20 protein-coding genes are annotated in these 23,764 nt (G+C 69.1%); 12 read left to right on the top strand and 8 right to left on the bottom strand.

Translation table 11 applies throughout. From position 1 onward, the window contains the following. Positions 1-47 precede the first annotated feature (47 nt). Together KEG57_RS43565 and KEG57_RS43560 are read right to left on the bottom strand one after the other, a co-directional pair. The gene (locus KEG57_RS43565; RefSeq protein ID WP_272426872.1) at positions 48-740 is read right to left on the bottom strand and encodes a helix-turn-helix transcriptional regulator; all 693 of its coding nucleotides are present in this window, start codon (positions 738-740) and stop codon (positions 48-50) included. A gap of 72 nt (positions 741-812) precedes the next feature. Then, positions 813-1,148, bottom strand: coding sequence for an HNH endonuclease (locus KEG57_RS43560; RefSeq protein WP_272426871.1), 336 nt, complete (start codon positions 1,146-1,148; stop codon positions 813-815). A gap of 194 nt (positions 1,149-1,342) precedes the next feature. Between KEG57_RS43560 and KEG57_RS43555 the strand changes: the two genes are divergently transcribed. Next, complete coding sequence (locus KEG57_RS43555) at positions 1,343-2,923, top strand: lipase maturation factor family protein (RefSeq protein ID WP_272426870.1); 1,581 nt, start codon at positions 1,343-1,345, stop codon at positions 2,921-2,923. Between the two features lie 25 nt (positions 2,924-2,948). Here the strand turns inward: KEG57_RS43555 and KEG57_RS43550 are convergent, their stop codons facing one another. Continuing rightward, the gene (locus KEG57_RS43550; RefSeq protein WP_272426869.1) at positions 2,949-4,886 is read right to left on the bottom strand and encodes a NusA N-terminal domain-containing protein; all 1,938 of its coding nucleotides are present in this window, start codon (positions 4,884-4,886) and stop codon (positions 2,949-2,951) included. 128 nt (positions 4,887-5,014) lie between these two features. Here KEG57_RS43550 and KEG57_RS43545 point away from each other — a divergent pair, with 128 nt between their 5' ends. Together KEG57_RS43545 and KEG57_RS43540 are read left to right on the top strand one after the other, a co-directional pair. Further along, complete coding sequence (locus KEG57_RS43545; RefSeq protein ID WP_272426868.1) at positions 5,015-5,821, top strand: arylamine N-acetyltransferase family protein; 807 nt, start codon at positions 5,015-5,017, stop codon at positions 5,819-5,821. 77 nt (positions 5,822-5,898) lie between these two features. Beyond that, a complete protein-coding gene (locus KEG57_RS43540; RefSeq protein ID WP_272426867.1) occupies positions 5,899-7,206 on the top strand; it encodes an SMP-30/gluconolactonase/LRE family protein in 1,308 nt (435 codons plus the stop codon). On the opposite strand, the gene KEG57_RS43535 is transcribed toward KEG57_RS43540, so the two are convergent. From KEG57_RS43535 to KEG57_RS43525, 3 genes are all read right to left on the bottom strand, one after another. Next, positions 7,098-7,964: a hypothetical protein gene (locus tag KEG57_RS43535; RefSeq protein ID WP_272426866.1), complete on the bottom strand. Its 867-nt coding sequence runs from the start codon at positions 7,962-7,964 to the stop codon at positions 7,098-7,100. The genes KEG57_RS43540 and KEG57_RS43535 overlap by 109 nt on opposite strands. Positions 7,965-8,321: 357 nt before the next feature. Further along, positions 8,322-8,936, bottom strand: coding sequence for an FMN-binding negative transcriptional regulator (locus KEG57_RS43530; protein ID WP_272426865.1), 615 nt, complete (start codon positions 8,934-8,936; stop codon positions 8,322-8,324). Positions 8,937-8,978: 42 nt separating this feature from the next. Further along, the gene (locus tag KEG57_RS43525; protein ID WP_272426864.1) at positions 8,979-9,974 is read right to left on the bottom strand and encodes a helix-turn-helix transcriptional regulator; all 996 of its coding nucleotides are present in this window, start codon (positions 9,972-9,974) and stop codon (positions 8,979-8,981) included. A gap of 64 nt (positions 9,975-10,038) precedes the next feature. Here KEG57_RS43525 and KEG57_RS43520 point away from each other — a divergent pair, with 64 nt between their 5' ends. The 7 genes from KEG57_RS43520 (at position 10,039) to KEG57_RS43490 (ending at position 17,090) form a co-directional block, all read left to right on the top strand. Continuing rightward, a complete protein-coding gene (locus KEG57_RS43520) occupies positions 10,039-10,581 on the top strand; it encodes a dihydrofolate reductase family protein (RefSeq protein WP_272426863.1) in 543 nt (180 codons plus the stop codon). A 93-nt stretch (positions 10,582-10,674) separates the two neighbouring features. Then, on the top strand, positions 10,675-11,334 hold the full coding sequence (locus KEG57_RS43515; RefSeq protein ID WP_272426862.1) for an RNA polymerase sigma factor: 660 nt from the start codon (positions 10,675-10,677) through the stop codon (positions 11,332-11,334). Continuing rightward, entirely contained in the window at positions 11,334-12,158 is an 825-nt protein-coding gene (locus KEG57_RS43510) for a hypothetical protein (RefSeq protein ID WP_272426861.1), read from the top strand. The genes KEG57_RS43515 and KEG57_RS43510 overlap by 1 nt, the downstream gene beginning before the upstream one ends. Beyond that, positions 12,155-14,944, top strand: coding sequence for a CHAT domain-containing protein (locus KEG57_RS43505; protein ID WP_272426860.1), 2,790 nt, complete (start codon positions 12,155-12,157; stop codon positions 14,942-14,944). The genes KEG57_RS43510 and KEG57_RS43505 overlap by 4 nt, the downstream gene beginning before the upstream one ends. A 79-nt stretch (positions 14,945-15,023) precedes the next feature. Then, positions 15,024-15,440 carry a hypothetical protein gene (locus KEG57_RS43500; protein WP_272426859.1) on the top strand — a complete coding sequence of 139 codons (417 nt, stop codon included), beginning with the start codon at positions 15,024-15,026 and terminating at the stop codon, positions 15,438-15,440. A gap of 75 nt (positions 15,441-15,515) precedes the next feature. Further along, positions 15,516-15,941 (top strand): hypothetical protein, encoded by a 426-nt coding sequence (locus KEG57_RS43495; RefSeq protein WP_272426858.1) that lies wholly within the window; start codon positions 15,516-15,518, stop codon positions 15,939-15,941. Between the two features lie 375 nt (positions 15,942-16,316). Beyond that, entirely contained in the window at positions 16,317-17,090 is a 774-nt protein-coding gene (locus KEG57_RS43490) for a LamG domain-containing protein (RefSeq protein ID WP_272426857.1), read from the top strand. Between the two features lie 64 nt (positions 17,091-17,154). Here KEG57_RS43490 and KEG57_RS43485 read toward each other — a convergent pair whose 3' ends face one another. Then, complete coding sequence (locus tag KEG57_RS43485; RefSeq protein WP_272426856.1) at positions 17,155-17,808, bottom strand: DUF4132 domain-containing protein; 654 nt, start codon at positions 17,806-17,808, stop codon at positions 17,155-17,157. Continuing rightward, positions 17,805-20,465: a hypothetical protein gene (locus KEG57_RS43480; RefSeq protein ID WP_272426855.1), complete on the bottom strand. Its 2,661-nt coding sequence runs from the start codon at positions 20,463-20,465 to the stop codon at positions 17,805-17,807. The genes KEG57_RS43485 and KEG57_RS43480 overlap by 4 nt, the downstream gene beginning before the upstream one ends. 283 nt (positions 20,466-20,748) lie before the next feature. On the opposite strand from KEG57_RS43480, the gene KEG57_RS43475 reads away from it, so the two are divergent. Together KEG57_RS43475 and KEG57_RS43470 are read left to right on the top strand one after the other, a co-directional pair. Further along, on the top strand, positions 20,749-22,023 hold the full coding sequence (locus KEG57_RS43475; protein WP_272426854.1) for a response regulator: 1,275 nt from the start codon (positions 20,749-20,751) through the stop codon (positions 22,021-22,023). 116 nt (positions 22,024-22,139) lie between these two features. Beyond that, entirely contained in the window at positions 22,140-23,018 is an 879-nt protein-coding gene (locus KEG57_RS43470; protein ID WP_272426853.1) for a phosphate/phosphite/phosphonate ABC transporter substrate-binding protein, read from the top strand. The last annotated feature ends 746 nt before the right edge of the window (positions 23,019-23,764 follow it).

Raw genomic sequence — 23,764 nt, 5'->3', positions numbered from 1 at the left:
AACATGCACCACCCCTGCTGACAACCGATGGCAGGAGCAAACCACGGCTAGCCGCGCTCGCGCTCCCAGGCCTGGAACCACTCGAGGGCGAGCATTCGGCGTGGCTTGCCGTAGGGCCTTTCCGTGAGGGCGAGGCTCACGATCCGATCGGTGCGGAAATGCCGGAACGACGCGCGCAAGCAGCACCATGCCGCGACGATCTGCTTGCCCTCGTGGTACGCGATCTGCACCGGCCAGATTTCGCGCTCGGTAATGCGATTGGACTCGTCCTCATAGCGCAGCGCGAGCGCACGCTCCTTCCGCATCGCCTGCCGTACGAGGCCGAGCGCGGGCACCGGGACCGCATCGGCCCCGTTGAGCACGACCGGCCAGAGTCCCGTGTCGTCCATGTTCTCGCGTAGCTCCCGGGGCGAGACGGTCGCAATCTTGGCGAGCGCGTTCTTCGCGGCGCAGGCAAGACTCTCGTCGACCTGCGCGCCGACCCAGCGCGCGCCGAGGACGAGCGCCTCGAGCTCCTCCGCGGTGAACATCAGCGGTGGCAGGAAGAAGCCGGGCCGCAGCACGTAGCCGACGCCCGCTTCGCCTTCGATCGGCGCGCCAAGTCCGATCAGCGTCTGCACGTCCCGATAAAGGGTGCGTACAGAGACCCCCTGCTCGGCCGCGAGCTCGGCCGCGGTGACCGGGCGTCGATGGCGTCGGAGCGCGTCGATGATTGCGAAGAGGCGTTCGGTCCTACCCATCGACCACGACGATCGCAGGCCGAGCGGCCGGCGTCGAGCCCATTGTGTGCCGACGGCGCGGCCTCGCCAGACCTATCCGAGGCGCCGGCTGGCCCGCTCGGCCTTCTCTCGTGAAGAGCCGACGACGCGGTAAAGCTCCTCCGGGCTGAACCCGGGCAGCGCCGTCCCGGTGCTATGGAAATGCTCTGCCTTCACGTGGCAGGCCGCGCAAAGCGAGATCCCGTTCTCGGGCACGTAGCCGCCGTTCGGCAGCTCGTTCCGATCGGTGATGTGGTGGGCGTCGAGCTCCTCGACGGCCCGCTCCGGCGAAGACCGGAAGGAGCACCCTGGCCCCTCACATCGGTATTTCGCTCTCGCGAAAACCGCGTCGCGGAACCGGCCCCGGATCAGCTTTTTTTCGGCGCTCATGATCAAGGAAGAGGTAATTACGGGGAGATTCGCAGGTTACTGCAATTGTGGATGGGTTGCAAGGGTCACGACGCCGAGCCCCGAGGCGCTTGCTGACGCACGAGCCGCAGGGACAAGCGCGGCGCTCCGGCGCGAGCCCGAGGGCACTCGCGGGATGAAATGGTGGGCCGTAGGTTCCGCTTCGGGGTTTCGGCATGTCGCGAAAGCCCGTGCTCATCCACGATGGCCTCGTTCGAGCGCAAAGCCTTGCGCCGCTCGGGTGGCTCGCGCGCTTGCCCATCGTCCGTTCGGTCGCCGGATTCCTCTTCGGTCGTTCCGCCTCACGGCCCCGGAGCCGCGCCGTTCGATGGTTGTTTTTGCGCTCGCTCGGCGCGGTCCATTACCTCGCGTTCGCCTCGCTCGGTTCGCAGGTGCTCGGTCTTTATGGCCGCCGCGGCATTCTCCCCATTCAGGAGCGGCTCGAGCGTGCCCGGTACGTCCTGGGACCAAAGCGCTACCAGGCCATGCCGTCGATCTTCTGGGTGGATGCGTCCGATGCCACGCTCGTTCGCGCCTGCCGCGCAGGAAAGCTCCTCGCGGCGCTGCTCGTGCTCGGTGTCGCTCCTCGGCCCGTGCTTTCGCTGCTCTGGGCGCTCTACCTCTCGTTCGTCTCGGCCGGCGGCACGTTCCTTTCGTTTCAATGGGACGCGCTCCTCCTCGAGAGCAGCCTGCACGCGCTCCTGGTCGCACCGCGGGGCCTGCGTCCGGGGTTCGGCCGGGAGGACCCTCCGTGGCAAGCGGTGCTGCTCCTGCGATGGCACGTCTTCCGGCTCTACTACGAATCGGGCCTCGCGAAGCTCCAATCCGGCGACGTCACGTGGAAAAACCGCACTGCGCTCGGCTACCATTACGAGACGCAACCGCTCCCGACGCCGATCGGGTGGTACGCGCATCAGCTCCCCCGCCCCGTCCAGAGGCAGTCGACCCGGCTTGCGCTTCTTTGCGAGTGTATCGTTCCGTTTCTGGCGTTTGCTCCACGGCGCATCCGGCGGCTCTCCTTCTGGCCCCTCGCCGGACTGCAGGCGGGCATCGCCGCCACGGGGAATTATGGCTTTTTCAATTTGCTCACGGCCGTGCTCGGGTTGTGGCTCCTGGACGACGAACCGCTGCTCGGAAAAACCCTCTTTCGGGCCACGGGGCCCGCGCGGCCGATGCGGGGTGTCCGGCGCTTCGTGATCGGAGCGGCTGCGACCCTTCTCTTCACGCTCACCCTCGGCGCGCATCTCGAACGCTACGGGCCTCGCAACCCGCCGGGCCTTCTCTCGCGCATGCTGGACGCGCTCGTGCCGCTGCATTCGGTCAACACGTACGGGCTGTTCAGCGTCATGACGGTGCGTCGACCCGAGATCGTGATCGAGGGGTCCGACGACGGAGAGCGCTGGCTCGCGTACGAATTCCGCTACAAGCCCACCGATCCTCGCCGTCCGCCGCCCTGGGTCGCGCCACATCAACCGCGGCTCGATTGGCAGATGTGGTTCGCCGCGCTCGGGCCGCCGCCACGTTGGTTCGTCGCGTTCCTGGCCCGTCTGCTGGAGGGATCGCCCGAGGTGCTCGCGCTGCTCCAGCGCTGTCCGTTTCCGGATCGGCCACCGAGGTATGTGCGTGCCGTTCTTTACGAGTACAGGATGACGGACATCGAGACACGGCGCCGTACGGGGATGTGGTGGGAACGGGAGCGGCTCGGGCTCTATTTCCCGGCGATCACGATCGCGAGACCCGACGCAGCGGCGGCGTAAATGGTTCGGCGTGGCCGCGGCCCGATCAGGCGCCGAATCGCGGATCGATCACGTCGTGCAGGAAGGCCCGCCATACCCGGCGGTCGCGCTCGCCAATCCGCGCGCGCTCTTCGCCGTTCATGCCGTAGATGCCGCCGAAGCACTCGACGATGCTGGGACCCGCGAACGCGATGTGCCACTGGTATCGCCAATCGACGAGAAAGCGATCACCCACGTCGGGCAAGCCGAAGCGCAGCCATTCCGAAAGCATCAGGCTCGCAGGCTCCGCAGGCTCCGCCGCGTCGTCGGCATCCTCGTCCTCATCCTCGTCGTCCTCGCCCAAATACGTGATCTGGGCATCGAGCCCGCCGCGGACGAGCGCTTCGCGCAGCCACTCACACAGCCGCCGGAACGCGAATGCGTCGCCGTCGACGATGGCCCGACTCGACGGGTTCCAGGCATCGACCCGCAGGACCTGGCAGATCCCGTCAACCCCGGGCGCGAGCAGGCCGACGAACGCGCCGGCAAATGGGAACGCGCGCCGGAGATCGTCCGCCAGCACGATTGCATAGGGGCCGGCCTCGAACACGCCGAGCAGTCGCTCCGCGCCGACCGCCTCGCGGACGCGCGCGAGCGTCGCAGGGGCAGGCGCGCGCACGATCTCCGCGGCGCGCGTGAGCGCATCGAAATCGAAAGGCGGCACGGGCAAAGGCGGCGGCGCCCCGTGCTCCACGCGCGCGGCGAACAGGTCGACCAGCGGGAAGTAGCACGGCATTGCAGACAAAGAGTCGTCCACGAGCTCGAAGGGCTCACGCCCGAGGTACTCGACAACATGCACGTCGAGCCAAGCACGCCACGTCGCCGCCATCGCCGCGAGCTCCCGCTCAGTCGTCGCATCAGGGCCCGGTCGCGTCAGCGCCGCGCACTCGAGGCCGCCGAGCGGGAGGCCCGCGTGCGCCGTCTCGCCGGTGCCGCGATCGGTGAGCGTGAGCCCGACGCTGCTGCTGCCAAAGCCGCGCAGGCTGCGGTCCGCCGCGAAGACGGAGGTGATCGCGAGCTCGAGGTCGCGGCCCGCGAGCGTGAACGCGTGGCGGTGCTCGCCGAGCAGCCCGGGAAGGTGCTCCTCGCACCACGCCCAGAGCGAGCCTGGCCGCGGCGGCAGGATCGCTGCGGTGATGAGGCGCTCGCAGGCGGTATATTCCGACAAACTTTCGATACCTCCCGCGTCGACCTGGGCGCAAAGCGTCGCCAATTCGCGGGTGAAGCCGTCTCTCGCATCCGGTCCCGTCGGCACGTCGAGATATCGCCGCGCGAGCGAATCGTTGCCGGAGCATGGCAAGCGCCAGCGATGGGTGCCACCGTCGCGCTCGACCACGACGGTGAGCCCGGCATCGACCCACCCGCTGTGCGGGGTCAAGCGAATGAACTCGAGCCACGCGTCTTCGAACCGGAGCGTGGTGCCGCCCTCACGCGCCGCGTGTCCCACGAGCCAGCCGCCGCCCTCGCAGAGCAGCGTCCACAGCGTGCCGTCCGGAAGCGTGGGCGCCGGGAAGTGGCGCAGCCAGTAGCCATTGAGCGCCTCGCCGAGCGCATCCCACAGGCCCTCGGCCCACAGCGGTAGCGGCAGTTTGTCCGCGAGCGCGCCGAGCTTCTCCCGGCGCTCGGCGTCGCGTGGGTCTCGGGTGTAGTCGATCAGGATCTTGAGCTCGTCGGAAGCGTCCAGCTCGGGCGCGACCAGGCGCGCGTCGGCCAGCGCGATCTCCCGAGCCGCGTCGCTCACGGCGTCGACGACCGTGAGCACCTGCCATATCTGGACCTGGTCGGACGGTTCGGCGAGCTCGACCGCGAGGGGTGTCCGCGTTCCGAGGACGCGGATCGCCGCGTCGTGTGCAATGGCGACGATCTCGTCGACGATCGCCTCGCGCGTGAGCCCACGGGTGCGCCCGAGCTCGTCGATGAATGCCTGATGGGATGTAGGAAACATCGAGGGCGATGCTACCGCCGATGGCAGATGAGGTCGAGGTGGGGACGCAGCAAGATCCGGCTCGGTCCTCATGTCGATCCGACTGGCCGGAGGTTTCGAGGACATGCACATTCCCCCCGGGAGACGAGATGACCATCAACCTCGACGCGTACCTTCGACGTATCGGCTACATGGGGCCACGGGCGGCGACGCTCGACGCTCTGCGCGAGCTCATCCTCCGCCACACCGAAGCCATCCCGTTCGAGAACCTGAACCCGCTCTTGGGGTGGCCAGTGCCGCTCGACCTTCCGGCGCTCGAGCAAAAGCTCGTCGAGGGGCAACGAGGCGGCTATTGCTTCGAGCAGAACCGCCTCTTTCAGGCGGCCCTCGAGGCGCTCGGCTTTCGTGTCACCGCCCTCGCCGCGCGCGTGCTCTGGAATGCCACCGAGGACGCGATCACGCCGCGCAGCCACATGCTCCTGCGCGTCGACCTCAGCGACGAGCCGTACATCGTCGATGTCGGTTTCGGGGGACAAGTCCTCACAGGACCGCTACGTCTCGAGCTCGGCACGGAACAGCCGACCCCCCACGAGCCCTTCCGGCTGCTCCCGAGGGAGGACGACCTCTTGATGCAGTCGAAGATCGGCGATGGTTGGAAGACGACCTATCGCTTTGACCTCAAACCACAATACCCGGTCGACTTCGAGGTCTACAACTACTACCTGTCGACCCATCCGCGCTCGCATTTCCGCACCGGGCTGATGGTGGCCCGGTCCGTCCCCGGTCGCCGCTACACGCTTCGAAACCGGCAATGGGCGGTTCACCACCTCGGCGGCCCCACCGAGCGCCATACCCTGGAGCACGCAAAGGACCTGAGGCGGACCCTGGAGCGCGACTTTTTGCTCGCCGTCCCCGACACGCCCGAGCTCGAAGCCGCCTTCGAGCGCCTGACGTAATGCGCGTCGCGCGCTCTCCATCCCTGATCCCTTGAAAAACCGCATCGCTCTGCGACGCATCGAGCTATCCTCGCGCCGTGCGCTCTCTCTTTCTCGACGCCCTTCCTCTGCCGGCCACGGCCCTCGCCCTGCTCGTCGCGATCTTCTTGCCTGCGTGCGGCGGAGCGCCCGCGCTGGCGACCACCACGGCCAAGGAGGCGCCGGCCAAAGCCGCGCCGCCACCCGATCCCATGCTCGAGGGCCTGAAGCGCGCGCTCGCCGACAACCCCAACGACGGCGTGCTCCTCTCGACGCTCGCCGAGCTCAGCGCCGAGCGCGGTGAGCGCGCGGAGACGCTCGGCTACCTGGAACGCCTCGCTGCCCTCCGCTGGCCGTTTGCCCTGCTGGAGAGCTCGTTCGGCGAGCTCCGGCGGGATCCCGCATTCCGCGACGTCGCCGCGCGCATCGGCAAGAACGAGCCCGTGGTGCGCCGCAGCGCGCCCGCATTCACCCTCGACGAGCTCGATCTCGTGCCCGAGGGCATCACCCACGACCCCGCAACCGACACCTTTTACGTCGGTAGCATCCGCCACCGGAAGATCGTGGCCGTCGGCAAGGACGGCAAGGCGCGCGATTTCGTGCGTTCTGCAGAGGACGACCTGCTCTCCGTGCTCGGCATGAAAGTCGACGCCGCGCGGCGCCACCTCTGGGTCGCGACCTTCGCAAGCAAGGGCATGAAGGGTTTTTCGACGGAGATGAAGGGCATGGCCGCGCTCTTTCAATACGATCTCGACAAGGGCGCGCTCCTCCGCAAGATCGTCTGGAAGCGTCCGGGAGAAGCGCACCTCTTCAACGATATCGCTCTCACAGCGGCGGGCGACGTCTTCGTCACCGACAGCGAGGCCGGCTCGGTGCTCGCCCTTCGCGCGGGCACGGATACGCTCGAGGAGGTTTTGCCCGCGGGTTCGTTCGTGTATCCAAATGGCATCGTCCTGGCCGAAGGAGGTGCGCGCCTGTTCGTCGCGCACTGGCGTGGCGTCGCGATGATCGACTTGAAGAGCCGCGATGTACGGCCGCTCGAGGCCCCCGCAGGCGTGGTGCTCGCGGGCATCGACGGGCTCGCGCTCGACGGGCGGCGCCTCGTCGCCGTGCAGAATGGCCTCGGCCGCGCGCGAATCACGCGTTATCACCTCGACGAGGGCCTGTCGCGTGTCGTCCGCGAGGAGATCCTCGAATCGGGTCATCCTCTCTTCGACGGCATTCCAACGACGGGCGTCATCGCCCGCGGCAGCTTTTATTACCTGGCCAACGCGAACCTCCGCGGCTTCGACGAGCAAGGTCGCCCCAAGCCCGGCGAGAACCCCCGCCCATCGCAGGTGCTTGCCGTCCCGCTCGGCGATCCGTGAGCAAAGGCCTCACGGCGGCTCAGCCCATGGGATCCAGGAATCGTATCCGCATCTCGTCCTGCAGGACGTCTCGCGTCCGCCGGCCTGCGCCGCCCGTACGCAGCGCCTCGACGCGTGGCCAGGCGAAAAGCCCCGCAACGGAGTCCGCGTAGAACATCCCTCGCGGCGTGAGGTGCCGCGTCCGCGTCGAGCCTCGCGAGGCCGGCGGCCTCGATCGCCTCGATCTGCGCGCCGAAATGCTCGACGAGGTCCACGCCGAAGAGGTCGCGATACGTGGGGCGCGGAATGCGGAGCAGCGCGAGGCTGCGTGTCGTGAAGAGCAGACGGAGGTCTTCCTCGCCGTACGGAAAGTACAGATCGTGTGCTCCCCAGAAGGCCCCCTCCAAGGACTTGCCGCGAGCGAGCTTCACGGCGCGCCGCTGCCCGAGATTCGTGAACGTCGAGCTCGACAGCGGCCCGAAACCAATCGCGTCGTACCGTTCGGGGGTGAAGCTATACTCCTCGTAGACGAAACGACGATCGGTCGCGTGGACCTCGGCCCGCTCGAAATTGGTCAGCGTCGTCTGCACGTACCCGCGCTCACGCAGCGCCTCGCGCACGGCGAGCCAGTTGTCGCAGGCCTCTTCGAGGGAAGGGAGCGCGGCGCGGACGGCCGGGTCCTCGGCCCAGGGGGTGCCCTGGCCCTCGGCGAGCACCAGATGATAAATGCAGATCTGATCGAATCCGAGCGCCGCGGCCTCGTCCACATCGGCCAGCATTTGCGCGCGGGGCTCCGAAACAGGCTCGGGACGCCCTCCAGGGTCACCTCGGCCCCGCGGAGATCGAGGTTGCGCCCGAGCGCCTCGACGATGTTCGCGAGATCTGTCTTCGGCGTGAGGTTCGCCGTCGCGCCGCCGAAATAAACGGCGTCGACGCGCCGGTCCGCGAGCTCGTCGTGTTTCAGGAAAAACAAGTCGTTCCGGTCGACCACTGCCTTTGCGGTCTGGCGTAGCAGGGCCTTGTCGTAACGATCGACTCCACAGCAGGGCGCATGAGCGGCAGCATCGGATACCCCTGCAGCAGCCGGTGCCGCTGCGGCCCCGCCATCCGTCGAGCGAGCTCGTCGTGCCACGATGTCATCGTTCCATCCATTCGAGCATCGCCAGATCGTCGGGCCCACCGCGCTCCCGAAGCGCCTGAATCACCCGCGCCCTGTCTTCCGGAGACCGATTCTGGCTCAATTTGAACTTGGCCTCCAGGCGCTCGATGGGGAGTGTGAAGCCGACGATCGCGTCGAGCAGGTCCTCGCGGACGTCGCTTTCGAGGTGTTCGAAGCGCCAGGGCTCGCTCGCACCTCGCTCGTGGAAGGCGGAGAGATCGTCGAGCAAGGACGCGAGGCTCGCGCGATCCATCGGGGCTTCGAGGCGGCCGTGGGCGTGCACGACCATGTAGTTCCAGGTCGGGACCTGCTCGCGCGGGTGCTCGTACCAGCGAGCCGAGACGTAGCCGTGGGGGCCGGAGAAAACGACGGTCGCCGGGCGGCCCGCGAGTTTCCAGATGGGGTTCGCTCGGGCGACATGAGCGCGCAGGCTGCCGTGTGGACCCGCGTTGCGATCGAGGAGGAAGGGCAGATGCGCGATCTCCAGGGAGCCATCGCCTTGCGGGACGATGAGGGCGCCGAACGAGTGGGCCTCGATGAAGCCGTGGATCTCTGCCGGATCGGTCGCTTGAAACGTTTTGGGGAGGTACACGTGGACGCAGGATAGCGGACGGCGCGGCGCGTGGTCGAGGGGTCACGAGGGTTCGGGGCCGAGCCCTCGACACGAATCCGGACCATTGCGCAGCGCCATCCGCATGCCCACGCGATAGAGACGTTCTCGCAATGCGGCCGGCGCCAGCACCTCGACGCCGTCGCCCAGGCCCGTGAGCTGGTGCGTGGCCACGTCCTCGCTCTCCAGCAGGAGATCCACCGTCCGAAAGCCCTCGGCGTCCGGCGGTCCCGCGTCCTCCAGCATCCGGCGCACGGCATCGTGCGGGACCACGTGCGGGAGGCCCTTCTGCGCGCCGGGCGAGAGGCGAACACGGCACGGATAGGTCAAGAGCGATCGGTCGAACGTCGCCGACGATTCGGCCCACCACGCGGCAAGGTCGAAATCATCCGGCCGGACAAACGTCTCCGCCTTCGCCTCGGCCTTGTGAATCCGGCTGATCCGGTAGGTCTTGATCACCCGCCGATGCCGCGCGACCAGGTACCACGTGCCCGCCTTGAGCACGAGCCCGAGCGGATCCACGCGACGGCGGGCCGACCTTTCCCCGTGCCGCAAGTCGAGCCGACGACCTTCCCAGACGGCCTCGGCGACGGCCGGCAGCGCATCGAGTTTTTCGCGGCGCGAAAACCACCCCGGCGCATCGAGCAGGAATCGCTCCCGGATCCGGCCGGCACGGCCGCGCAGCTCCGCCGGCAGGGTCGCGTCGACCTTGGCCCGCGCCGTCGCGGCGACCGTGGCCAACCCGAGGTCGGCGACCGCCTGCGGCGCGCCGGACAAAAACAAGGCGCTCGCCTCCTCGGCGGTCAGGCCATCGAGGTGCGTGCGCCAGCCCGGGGCCAGGCGAATCCCGCCGCCCGGCCCCGACTCGGTCCAGAGCGGAACCCCCGCGGCCAAGAGCGCCGCGATGTCCCGGTAAAGCGTGCGGACCGAGACCGAGAGCTCGTCGGCGAGCGCGGTCGCCGTGGCGTGCTTGCGTCGCTGGAGGATGAGGAGGAGCGCGAGAAGCCGGCTGGATCGCACGTCCGCATCATGCCAGAAAAACACTGACAGAAGGTGTCAGGGATGTCCGGGTATCTTTTCAACCATGACTCGGACCCAATACTACGTGGCTGCCAGCATCGACGGGTACATCGCCGACGCCGAGGGGCGTCTCGGCTGGCTGTTTCAATTCAACGACGTCGAAGGCGTGGACGCGCATTACAAGGCCTTCCTCGCCGGGGTCGGGGCGCTCGCCATGGGCTCCGCGACCTACGAGTTCATCCTCGCAGAAGGCCTGAAAGCGTGGCCGTACGCGGGGCTACCGACCTGGGTGTTCACCCATCGCGCGCTGCCGGCCTTCGAGGGCGCGGACATCCGGTTCACCTCCGAGGACGTGAGCGTCGTCCACGAGCAGATGGTGCGCGCGGCCGAGGGGAAACACATCTGGCTCATGGGCGGCGGCAACCTCGTCGCGCAGTTCGCGCGGCGAGGGCTGCTCGACGAGATTCTGCTCGGCGTCGCGCCCGTGGTGCTCGGCAGCGGGGCGCCGCTCCTGCCGGCCTCGATTCCAGGCCCGCTCGAGCTCCAGGGCATCACCCGATTCGGCCGCGGGTTCGTCGAGCTGCGATACGAGATCCCGCGCACCTAGGGCAGAAGGGCACTCCTCGGGCGGGTGGTACGGCGCGTTTCCACTTCCGCCGTCTGTTTGCCCCCTCCCCGGGCAGGACGCTAGGTTCTCGCCGTGCTCGCCCCCGAGCTGACCGTCGCGCTGGTAGCGAAAGCCCTCGTGGGGGAGCGGCAGGCCGTGCGCGCGCTCGTGGACAGGCTCACGCCCGTCGTCCAGATGCGCGTCGCCCGGGCGCTGCGGCGGCGCCGAGGGGCGGCGCTCGGGCGGGATGTCCGGCAGGAGGTCGAGGACCTCACGCAGTCGGTGTTCCTGGCAATTTTCGCGAACGGCGGGCAGGCCCTGCGCAAGTGGGACCCCGCCCGCGGCTCCTCGCTCGAAGGCTTCGTCGGGCTGCTCGCCGACCACGAGATCGCCTCCATCCTGCGCAGCCGCCGGCGCAGCCCCTGGACCGAGGATCCAACCGCGGACGAGGATCTCGCCGAAGACGCGCCCCCGGGCGACGTCGGGCCCGAGCTCGAGACCCTCACGCGCGAGGCCTTGCGGACGATCGTCGACCGGCTGCGCGAGCGGCTGAGCGACCGGGGCCTCGAGCTCTTCTTTCTGCTCTTCGTCGAGGAGCGATCCACCGAGGAAGTCTGCGCGGACACGGGCCTCACGCCGGACGCGGTCTACGCGTGGCGCAGCCGGATCGGCAAGCTCGTCCGGCAGATCGCCGCCGAGCTCGTGTCAGAAAACGAGGATTCGGATCGTAGATCTCTCCGGAGGCCCCCCTGATGACCACGGATGATCTGCTGAAAGCCGTGGCGCAGGCTGCCCGCGAAGACGAGATCGAGGACGATCCGCGCTGGTCCGCCCTGGCCGAGGGGAAGCTGTCTGAGCCTGATCGCGCGGCGCTCGAAGAGCTCACGCGGAAGTCGCCGCGGCACGAGGAGGCCTGGCACATGCTGAGGCCGCTCGACGAGGAGGCCCGCGCGCGGTTCACGGACAGGATCCTCGCGCAGATGGACAGGGAAAAGGCCGCCGAGGAGAGCCCTTCCCCGGCTGCGCCGCCGCGCGAAGGCGCCCAGGTGATCCCGCTCCCGAAGAAACGCACCTGGGTGCCTGCGCTCGTCGCGCTGGCCGCCGCCGCGGCCGTCGCCCTGCTCGTCGGGCTGCCCGGTCGCGGGCCCTCGAACGGGGACCCGCTCCCTGCCTACGAGGTCAGCCTCCTCGGCGGCGAGCGCAGCACCCGCGCGGAGCCCGCGCCGGGCGAGCCGCGCCCGCCGCTCCGCCTCGGCCCGGGTTCGTCCCTGGAGATCGTGCTCCGCCCGGCCACGCCAGACCGGAAGCCGATCGCTGCGGGCGGCTTCTTGATCCAGGATGGCCGCGCGCGCGTGTGGCCGATCCAACCTGACATTTCTCCCGATGGAGCCATCCGCGTCGCAGGGGAGCGGGAAACCTTGTTCCCCAACTTGCCCGCGGGTTCGTACGAGATCGTGATCGCCGTCGGCCGCGTCGGAGCGCTGCCCGAGGCCGACGCGGTGGTCCGCAGCGCCGCTGCGGAGCCGGATGCGCGCGTGCGGCTGTTTCGCCAGTCGATCATGCTCGTGGACCCATGACACCGGCGCCAGCGCGAGCGTCCTCGCTCGTTCCCGCCCTGTTCTTCGCGCTCGCGCTCGGCACGCGCGGCGATTCACGCCTCGAAGCACTTCCCACTCCGCCCTCGCCGCTCCTGCCGCTCGAAGTCGAGGTCGCAGGCTGCGGCGCCGTGCTCGCCGACCCCGCCTGTGAGTTGCCCGAAGATCGAACCCTGCGGGTCTGGGTGAAGGCGCCGCCGGGAGCCCGGATCGAAGCGGCCCTCGATGCCTCCGCCGTCCCGCTCGAAGGTGCCGCAATCCAGGGCGGCACGCTCGGCCGGATCGAGGTCCCCGCCCCCACGCGCGAGCTCTCCGTCACGGCCACGCTCGGCGATCGGCGCGCGGCCTTCCGGCTGCCGCTCCGCCCGCCGAGCCCCGATCCCGCCTTGAAGGAGGCCGAAACCCTGCGGCAAACGGGCAAACTCGACGAGGCCAGAAAGCTGCTCGCGGCGATGAGCGCCGACCCCGATCCTGTGCGCAGGGCGCGGGCGCTCGGCAAGCTCGCCCGGATCGACAGGGCCCAGGGCCGGATCGAGGAGGCGATCAGTCGCTTCGAGGAGAGCATGCGGGCCCACCGCGCGCTCGGCCGGATCTCCGACGAGTTCCTCGATGGGTTCGCGCTCTATTACACGTTGACGTACCACGGGCGGAGGCTCGCGGAGGCGCGGCGCGTGCTCGAACGCCTCGAACCACTCGCGGATCGGAATCCGGAGGGGCGCGTGCTCCTGTCCTATTACGCAGGGCTGCTCTCCTCGGAGACCGGCGATCTGCGCACCACGCTGGGGCTTTTGCGCGCCTCGGCGGAGGGCGCCGAGCGGCTCGGGCTCGCCTTGCATCGCCTCGACGTGCTGCAGCTCGAGGCCGACATGCTGCAAATCCTCGGGCGAGGCGCGGAGGGCGAGGCGCTGCTCGCCGAGGTGCGCGCATCGTTCCCCGAAGACGCGAGCCCGTGCCGAAAGGCCTCGATGCACACGAGCGTCGGCTGGTTCGCCTTGCAAGCCATCGCGAGGGGAGATCGATCGGAGCTACGCATCGAGGACGCGATCGCCGCATTCTCGCGAGCGCTCTCCCTTCACCGGGGCGCGTGTCCGGACGGCGAAAAACTCGCCAATGCGCTCACGAACCTGGCGCTGGCCGAGCTGTTCGGCGGAAATGCCACGCGGGCCGCGGAATACCTCGCCCTCGCGCGCCGCGAGCGCCCCGATCCGGACGCGCGCCTCGCCGTCTGGCTGCTCGATATCGAAGGTCGCATCACCTTCGGGCGCGGCGAGCCGGCGCGCGCGCTTCAAATCTACGAGCGAATGGCGGAAATCGCGGCGGCGGGCGTGCTCCCGGCGAGCCGCTTTCGCGCGGCGCTCGGGCGAGCGGAGGCGCTCGAGGCGCTCGAGCGCGTGGCGGCCGCGAAGGAGGCGTATGCCGAGGCGGAGGCGCTCCTCGACGACCACAGCTTGCTCGTTCCGCTCGGACAAGGGCGCGAGACCTTCCTCGGCCGGTTCGACGAGGGCGCGCGTCGGCGGGTCGATTTCCTCCTGCGCCACGATCCGGCCGAGGCCGCCAGGGCCGCGCGTCGTTCGCGCGCGCGGTCGCTCGCGGCGCTTCGATGGCAGGGCCGCATCGCGGCGCTCGGCCCCGAGGAGCGGGCTCGCTGGGAGGGCGCCATTCTGGATTATCGACGCGAGCGGGATGCGCTCGATCACGAGGCTCGCGGCGACTGGAAGCTCGCGGCCGATGCGCTCGCGCGCGCCCGCGCGGCGAGGAGCGCGCGCGAGGCGAAGCTCGTGGCCGCGCTCGATCAAGCGCTCGCGGTGCTCGGGCGCGCCGAGGTCGATGGTGGCGCGGCGTTGCCTCCTGTGCAGCCGGGCGAGCTGCTCCTCGTATACCACCCGATTCGCGACGGCTGGGCGGGGTTTGCCCTCAGTCGCGAGGGCGTCACGGCGCGCAGACTGCCCGCGCCGAGCGCGACGCCGACGCCGGAGGAGCTTTCCCGATTGCTGCTCGAGCCTTTCGGGGACGTGCTCGCCACGGCAAAGCGGATCCGACTCGCGCCTTATGGCGAGCTCGATCGCATCGATTTCCACGCGCTGCCCTGGAAGGGCGCGCCGCTGCTCGCGCGAGCGCCGGTGGCTTATGTCGTCGACCTCCCCGCGCGCGGCGAGAGCGTCGAGACGCCGGCCGCGGAAGGCGCGGCATCGGCCGTGGTGGTGGCCGATCCGCGTCGCGACTTGCCAGCGGCGCGGCGCGAGGCTGAGATCGTCGCGGGGGCGCTCGAAGAACGAGGGGGCTTCCGGGTGCGGCGATTGTGGACCCGCGAGGCCACGCTCGGCGCGGTGCGCGAGGGGCTCGAAATGCCCGGGGCCATGCTCTTCCATTATGCGGGGCACGGCTTCTTCGGCGGGCGCGACGGCTGGGAGAGCGGCCTGCCGCTCGCGGAGGGCGGCTTTCTGAGCGTGCGGGACGTCCTTTCTTTGCCGCGGGTGCCGGCGCACGTCGTGCTCTCCGGGTGCGACACGGCGCGGACGGCGGCCGAGGCGCGCGCCGAGGGGCTCGGGCTCGCCCAGGCGTTCGTCGTGGCCGGAGCTCGGTCCGTGATCGCGGCGACGCGCCCAATCGACGACCACATGGCCCAGCGGATGATGGCGGCGCTGTATGGTTCGCCCTCCGCGCGTGGCCCGATCGACGCGGCCGCCGCCCTGCGCGACGCGGCGCTCTCGGTCCGGGGCGAGGACGCCGCGTCCGACTGGGCGAGCCTGCGTGTGCTCGTGCCCTGATCGCGTGCTGCCAGAAAAAAGTGGTGGGGTTGTCAGACTCCGAAACGCGGCGTCGTAAAGGACAGGCGTGGAGGACGTCATGCATTATCGAATCGCGCTTGGTTTGTGCCTTTTGGTCATGGGTTGTGCCTCGGGCAGCGCGCCCGACACCAAGGAGAGCGTGCCGGTCGTCATGGCCCGCACGTGGCCGCAGCCTACCGATCCGCAATGCGGCGCGTGCTCGTATGTGCTGGCGGAGCGTACGGTGTACGCTTCGCTGGACAGCATGGACGAGATGCCTCCGATGGATCTCGTCCTTTACTCGTCGTCGAAGCAGGTCCTCCAGAGACACGTCGGCCTGGCACCCCGGACGTACGCTCCGGGCAAGGCAACATATCCGGTCCCGGACGGCGCGACGCAGGACGTCGGTTATGGCGTGCTCGGTTGGCAGGGCCGGTCGGGTTACCAGACCAAAACGATCCCGGTCGCGTACAGGTCCCCATTGCCCACGCAATGAGCCGCGCGCTCCTGCTGCGATGGGGTTGTCAGACCGGGCGGGGCGTCGTCGTAAGGACAGGCGCGGAGGGATACGATGCGAAATCAAATTGTGTTCGGATTGTGCATTCTGGTCATGGGCTGCGCCTCGAGCAGCGCGCCCGAGGTAGCGGAGAGCAAAGCGGCCGTCATGGCGCTTCGAGCTCCGCTGCCGCGCCCTACCGATCCGCAGTGTGGCGCGTGCACGTACGTGATCAACGAAACGCTGGTGTATGCGTCGCTGGACGGCATGGACCAGATGCCCTCGATGGATCTCATCCTCTACACGTCCACGGGGGAGGTCCTCGGCAAATATGATGGGCTCGCGCCCCGGACGTACGCGCCTGGCAAGGCGACGTATTGGGTCTCGGACGGTCCGACGAGGAGCGTCGAGTATGGCGTGCTCGGTTGGCAGGGCCTGACGGGCTACCACACGCAAAAGATCAAGGCGGTTTCCTCGGAGATACTCCTCCCCGTGGAATGACCCGCGCGCTTCCCCTGCGCGCCGCCCCGCCTCCCCTCCTCCCGGCCCCCTGCTCGCCCGTATCACCTCTGCCGCCGCACCACGCATCACCCCGCGTGATGCACCCACGCGTCCGCGGCGAGAATGAGCACGGTCCGAAGCGGTAGCCGGCCGCCGAAAAAACCCGGCGAGGGTCGTCAGAAAACGGAGACCCTCGTCGTAAGAACCATCGAGGCGAGCGCGAGGATACGAAAGAGCGCGCTGCCCGAGAAAATTCACGCGGGGAGGCGAAGCACGGGCGCCGCGAAGGCCCCCCTGCCCTCGTCTGCCCCGAAAGCCATCGCCCCTGGGGGCATCAGACGAAGACCGTTCGAAACCAGAGAAAGAGAGACCCACATGAAGACGAACTCGATTTTCACGGCATTGCTCATCGGCACCGGCCTCGTCGCGACGGCTTGTATTGCGGATCCCGGCGTCGCGGACGATGTCGGCGAGGAATACGGCATCGAGGAGGGGCGCGTCGGCGAGGCCGAGGAGGCGCTGCAGATCGCATGGCCCGTCGCGGCGTGGCATTTCGACGTCAATTGCAGCGGCGCCACCGCGTTCGATTCGTCGGGCAACGATCTGCACGGCGTCCGGTCGGGCGGCGTGAATTGCGCGGCGGGCGCGAAGGGCGGCAAGAGCCTCGAATTCAACGGGACGAACGGCAAGGTCGAGATCCCGGACCAGGCGGCGCTCGATTTCACGACCGCCATGACCGTTTCGGCTTGCGTGAAGCCCCAGTCCCTCGCGTCAGGCACCATCCTGAGCAAGTGGTACGCCCTCGATTCCTACCAGCTCGGTGTGTCCTCGGGGAACGTCCTTTTCTCGGTGGCATTCCCGGGCGGCCAGTGGGGCGTCACGAAAGACGTGACGGCGCCGGCGGCGACGGGCGTGTGGCAACACGTGGCCGGCGTGTACGACGGGGCGAACCTGCTCCTTTACCGGAATGGCGCCCTCGTGGCGTCGACGCCGGCGAGCGGAACGCTACAGCAATCGAGTCGCCCCGTGGTGATCGGCAATCACCCGTCGTGGAGCGCGTTCAACGGCAACATAGACCACGTCTACCTGTACAATCGCGCGCTCACGGCCGCGGAGATCGGCACGTTGAAGGCCGAGTGCCTGAACTGAAATGGCGGGGACGTGGCAGGCGCCTCGGTGACGGGGCGCGGCCCGTCGGTTCATCGTCCGCCGATCACGTCGCCGGAGGGGTCCGCGGCTTGCGCGGCTTGCGCTCCTTGGGCGCGCCGAGCACGGCGCGCGCGTCCTCGAAGGCCTCGCTGAAGAGCGCCGGCGTCGGCGGCGCCCAGATCGGCAGCCGGATCGGCTCGATGTCCTGGAGGCCGCACTTCTTCTGGCCACGCTCCCGGACCCAGATCGCGTCGTGCCGCGCCATCATGAACCAGCCGTCCGCAAGCGGACGCCTCGAATCGGTCACGACGCCCTGCTCGACCTTCCCTCGATGGTAGCCGCGCTGCCGCAAGAGGCCCTCGAAGGCCACGAGCGGCCGCGGCTCGGTCGCGACGATCAGCGCGGAGAGCTCGGCCGCTGCGTCGCGGGTGAAGGGGCGTTCGAGCTGCGCGAAGGGCTGCACGAGCGCGAGCGCCGAAAGCTGCCTGCGCAGGGCCACGAGCGCCGCCTCGTCGATCTCGATCGGGTGCGGGATCGTCACGGGCGCCTCGAGCTCCACGGCCGCGCCCGCGGCGTCGACCACATCCTCGGCCGTGAGGATCGCGAGGCGACCGTTCACGTCCTTCCACACGAGCCCGGCCGCGAACGCGCGCACCACCGGGTGTTCGAGCACGAACGCGCGGAAGTGATCGGCGTCGAAGCGTCGGGCCACGATCATCGCCGCTTCGAGCCTTCGGCGGTCGCGCGTGTCTTCTCGAGATCGTGCGGGGCGCGCGGGGTCGTGTGGTCGAGAAGTCGATCGCGGCCTGTACCCCGCTCCTCGCACGCGCGGCGGAGCGCTTCCTCCGCGACCCGCGCGAGCGCTGGCTCGCCGTGCTCCGCGAGGTGATCGAGCCATTCGAAGGCGACGCCGCGGCCACTCCGGCAGAGCGCCTCGATCTCGAGCGGCGTCCGGGCCGCGGCGCCGAGCGCGTCGAGCTGCGCGTCGCTGCCGAGCGTGCCGATCGCGAGCACGCGCCACGGCTTGTGCCCGAGCATCTCGCGCTCCATCGCCGCGAGGAGCTCGGCCGCATCGCCGTCGTCGATTTCGCGGCGAATCGCGGCGAGGCCACCATAGGGCACGCTCGCGTCGTCTGCGGTGAGCGCGGCGAGGAGCCCACGGCGCGCGTCTTCAGAGAGCTCCACGCCGTCGCGGAAGCGAATCGCCGGCATCCCGGGGAGCCGCGGGACGTTTGCGCCCCGCGCTCTCGCACGTTCGGCGAGGTACACGTCGAGCGCCGCGTGATCGGACGCGAGCACGCTCGTGCGGCATGACTCGAGCGCGAGCGTCAGCGCCGCGAGCCGCTCGCCGGTCGCACCCGCGAGCGCTTTTTCGAGCGCGGCAGCCGCCTCCGGAGCAAGCAGCGCGCAGAGCACGCGCGCCGCCGAAACGACGCTCTCGTCGTCGTCCCGCGCGAGCAAGGGAAGCACCTCGGGCACCACGCGTTTGCCTGCACGCACGAGGCCGCGCACCGCGCTCTCGCGCACCGGCGCATCCTCGCTGCGCGCGCACGCGAGCAGCACGCGTCGTCCCTCCCACGGAGAACGCTCGGCGACGTGTGCCGCGATCTTCGCGGTGTTTCCCGGAAGGCGCCGCTCCAGCCGAAAGCCGAGCGGCTCGAGCGCGGACGGCACGCGGTCGAGAAGCGTCTCGTCGAGCCCGTGGATGCCGCGGTCCGCGACCAGGAGGTCCGCGACGATCGCAGCGATGCCAAGGTGCTTGCCGGCCTCGGCCACGGCGAACCCGAAGAAGCTGTGCACCACGTCGAGCTCGGCGAACGCCGCAAGCGCGCGCGCCGGATCGGCCTGGATCGCCGCGCGCACCTGAACGAGCGCGTGCTCCGGCCAGAACCCGGCATAGCTTCGGCCGTGGGCCACCATCTCCGCGTACCGCGCGCGCTCCTCGCGCGTGAGCGACACCTGGAGCTCGCGCAGCGCGACATCGGCCGGAGTCGGCTGCCCCGTGACCGCGCGCAGCTCGTCCCTCGCCCAGCGCGCAAGCGTCCCCTCGCCCTTCGACGCCTCGATCAGCGCCGGCCGCGTGCCCTCCCCGAGCATTCGGAGCGCATCCCGCGCGGCGTCGCGCGTGATCTCGTGGCGGTCGTCGGCATGCGCGAGGAGCACCTTGGCCACGCTCGGATCGCCCAGCGCGCCAAGCGCGCGTAGCGCCACGCCGCGCCACGCCGCCTGTTTGCCCGGTCCTTCGAGCCACGCGACGAGCGGCGCGACCGCGGCGGGGCCCGAGGCGATCAGCGCCTCCTGCATCACGCGTTCGTTCCAGTGATCGCGGCCGCGATCGTCGGGAAAACGCTTTGCAAGATCGTCGAGCGCGAGCCCGAGGATCTTGGACGTGGGCACGAAACGCGCGAACGTCCAGTTGATCGTGGGCATCGCGAGGAGGAGCGCCTCGCGCCGCTCGGGCGTCAGCGTGAGCAGCGTCTCGCCGAGGATCGTGACGATCGGTTGGCTGGATGCGATCGTCATCGCCTGGGTCAGAAGCGCGTCCCAGCGCGCATCGAGTGGAGCACCTGTGGCCTCGAGGAGGCGCGGCAGGAGGAACGCGCACGCGAGCGTCACGTCGGGCTGGTGCGGCGGGCTCTCCTCCGCGCGCATAATCACCAGCGGGAGCGCCTCCTTCGCGATCGACCGCACGTAGCGGAGCGCGCGCTTCGGCTCCGGGTCGTGGCCCCAGGCCTGCGGATCGAACGCGAGCGCGATGGCGGCCTCGGGGCTCATCGTAAAACCCTCGTCGAGCAGGCCGTCGGCGCCGTTCCACAGCACGTCGCGCGCGTTCGGCGACGGGAGCGTGCGACGGAGCGCGGCGAGCGCGGCGGGCACGTCGGTCGCGAGGAGCGCCGCGCGCATGGCATCGGGCATCGGCCGCGTTGTGTTCAGAGAGCTGCCCCAAGCGTCGCCGCGTGGACAGCGCTCCTCGTGCGTCAGCACGCCGTTCGTGAAGATCGTCCAGTAGCCCTCGAACACCTGCTCGCCCTTGGCGTTCCGCGAGCGTTTGCCTTTCCGAACGGGTTTGCCGTGCTCGAAGACCGTCACGAGCCAGACGCCGTCACCTTGTGCGACCTCCTCGAGCATCAACGAGCCGTCTTCCCGGAACGTGTGCCACGTCCCGATCGGCTCGCCGATTGAGACGCCGGCCTGCCAGAGCGCGCCGTTCGGGTGGTACCAGCGCACCGGTCCGTCGTTTGTCCCGTCGCTCTTGCGCGTGACCCACTGGCATTTGCGCTGGGTCTCGGCCGCGTCGTGAAAGGACGTGTGGAGCGTGTGGGTCTCCTCTTGCTCGGGCGCGAGGACGATCGGCTCGTAGGATGTCGGGACCACGGGCGTTACGATACGCGCGCGCGCCTCAACCTCCATCACGGACGTCACGGGTGGTGCGACGGGCCGAAGACATGGAGGCCACTGACGGCAGTCGCGACAGATCGAATACCGTTATGCAATTGCAGACATCGGCGAGAATGTGCTCCGGTGGAGCGCCGAAACGTCCCCGTTGAATCAAGCGCAGCGGGTGGAAGCGCCCTCTTTGCGCAAGTTTCCAGCATTCGTCCCGATGGACGCGCGCTCGTTTCCGTGTGACGTTGGGAAAACAAGTATGGACGCGACCTTGTCAAAGAACCGACGCATCCTGGTCGTGGACGACAGCGACTCCATTCACCGCGACTTTCAGGAGATACTCAAACATCGTATGTACACATACGATCTCGATGCCATGGAGGCGTCGATCTTCGGGGGGCACACGGCCGCGTCGCCCGTGCTGGGGTTCGAGCTCAGCTTCGCGTCGCAAGGCGCCGAGGCGCTGGAGAAGGTCCGGAAAGCCCGCGACGTCGCCGCCCCCTATGCGCTCGCGTTCGTCGATATGCGTATGCCCCCGGGATGGGACGGGCTGGAGACGCTGACGCACCTCTGGGCCGAGGATCCGACCCTGCAAGCCGTCATTTGCTCGGCTTATTCGGACCATTCCTGGGCCGACATCACCGCGAAGCTCGGGGTGACCGATCGCTTCTTGATCTTGAAAAAGCCCTTCGATCCAGTGGAGGTTCGCCAGATCGCCTGCGCGCTCACCGAGAAATGGAACCAGGCCGATCGTTCTGCCCACGCCGAGGCCGATCTCCGGCGGAGCGAGGCGAAAAACCGAGGGATCCTCACAGCACTGCCCGATGCGTTGCTCGTCGTCACGCGGGACGGAACGTGTCGCGATTTCAAGCCCGCGCGCGGAGCCGTCGCGTCCACGCTCGTGTTTCGTACGGATGAGCCCATTTCCGCGGTGCTCGGGGAGGAGCTCGGCGCGCAGATGGCCGACCACGTGGGGCTCGCCATCGACACAGGCAGCGCGCAGATCTTCGAGCTCCGGCGCGAACAGGAGGGCGGCGCACGCCATTTCGAGGCGCGCGTCGCGGGCCTCGACGCCGAGGACGCGCTCGTGCTCCTGCGCGACGTCACCGAGGAGCGGCAACGCGACGAGGCGATCAAGCAGCAGCGGGCGCGGGAGGACGCCTTGCGCGCGCAGGCCGAGACGCTGCTTTCGATCTCCACGCCGCTCATTCCCATCACCGACGATATCGTGGTGATGCCCCTCGTGGGCGAGCTCGAGCCCTTGCGGATGCGGCACGCGCAGGAGACGCTCCTGCAGGGCATCATGGCGCGCAGGGCGCGCACGGCCATTCTCGACGTGACCGGTGTGCCGCGCGTCACGCCCGTGACCGCCGACGAGATCGTGCGTATCGCGCAGAGCGCGCGCCTGCTCGGCGCGGAGGTCATGCTCACGGGGATCCGGCCCGAAGTGGCGCAGACCTTGGTGGCCCTGGGTGAGAGTTTTTCCGGGCTATCGACGCAGCGAACGCTGCAGAGCGGCATCGCATTCGCGATGGGGCGCCGTTAGCAGGCTGTCAGCGGGGGGGACGTCGTATGCGTGGGTGGCTGAAATCACTGGGAATGTGGAGCTTTTTGGGAGGCATCGTCCCGGCCACGACGCTCTCCGTCGTTTTGACGGGGCCCATGGACGAGCCCGTATCCGAACGCCCCGATATCGTGCCCGGCGCGGCGCCCGCGGTGGCCGCGCGCCCCGTGCACATGGTGATGAGCGGGGCGTTCGTGTCGGAGTCGGGCATCAATCTCTACGAGAGCATCGCGCATCACCTGGCCCGGAAAACCGGGATCACGATCGAGGTCACGACGGGCCTCGCCTACAGCACGATCAACAGCATGCTGGAGACGGGCGCCGTGGAGCTCGGCTTCATCTGCGGATTGCCCTATACCGTGCTGCGCGACCTGCCCACCCCGCGCGCCGAGCTCCTCGGCGGGCCCATCATGAAATACCCTCGTTATGGGGGCCAGCCCGTCTACTTCGCGGATCTCGTGGTGCGGAACGATAGCCCGTACCATTCGCTGGAGGATCTCCGGGGCCGCACCCTCGTGTACAATGACGAGCGGTCGCACACCGGGTACAACGCGCCCCGCCACCACCTGATGGAGCGCGGCTTCGCGCGCGGCTTCTTCGGCAAGGTCGTGCGCTCCGGCTCGCACGAGGAGTCGATCCGCATGGTGGCCGCGGGCGAGGCGGACGCGAGCTGGGTGGACAGCCTGGTGCTCGATTACGATCGCGAAAAGCGCCGCGGCCGCGCGGGCGAGGTGCGGGTCCTCGAGAGCATCGGTCCCATGACCGTGAGCCCCGTCGTCGCCTCGCCCGATTTACCGGCAGAGCTCCGCGCCGCGCTCCGGAAGACGCTCCTCGGCATGCACGAGGATCCGGACGGGAAGCGGCTGCTCGACGCGGCGTTCATCGAACGGTTCGCCCCGATCGAGGACGCCCATTACGATGCGCACCGCTCCATGATGCGCGCTGCCGAAAAGGCGGAGGTCGTCGCGATCCGATGAGCGCGCCGCCACCTCGCGCGGGCATGCGCGGCCTCGTCCAGCCCTTCGTGGTGCTGCTCGCCGCGAGCGTGGCCTTGCAGCTCGCCTCGCTCTTGGCGGTGCGCGAGATCGGCCTCCGCACCGAGCAACGTCGCCTCTTGCTCTCGGCCTCTGAAGCCACACAGGATCTCCTGGATCGATACGAGAGCACCACGTACCTCGCCGTCGTGGGGCTCTCCACGTCCGATTGGGACCTCTTGCTCCGGCAGCGCAAGCTGGCCAAAGCGCTCGAGACGCAGGTCTCGCAGAACCTCGTGGCGCTCCAGCACGGGGGAAAGGCGCATATCGGCGGCGCGGAGGTCTCGCTCTCGCTCCTCTCCGACGACGAGCTTGCGACGAAAGAGCACCTCGCCGCCGCGGAGCCCCTCTGGGCCGAGGTGCGAACGAGCGCCGTGCGCGTGCTCCGCTCGGACAACCAGTCGCTCCGGAACAACCCCGACATCGAACGATTCCAGGCCGCGTCGCAGCGGCTCGATGAGGCGCTCGTCGCCCTCGACGCGGACCTCGACCGGCGCGCCGGGCCCGATCTGATCTGGCTCGGGCGTGCGCAACGGGCGCTGCCGGTGGGGACCGTGGCCTTGATGCTCTTGCTCGGCGTCTTCGTTTTTCGGCGCATCCTCGTGCCCTTCGACGCATCCATGAAGGACCTCGCGCGGAGCGAGGGTGCATTACGCGTGGCGCGCGACGAGCTCGAGCATCGAGTGGAG

This window comes from Polyangium jinanense (genome assembly GCF_028435365.1).
This window is presented reverse-complemented; position numbering and strand designations above follow the sequence as displayed.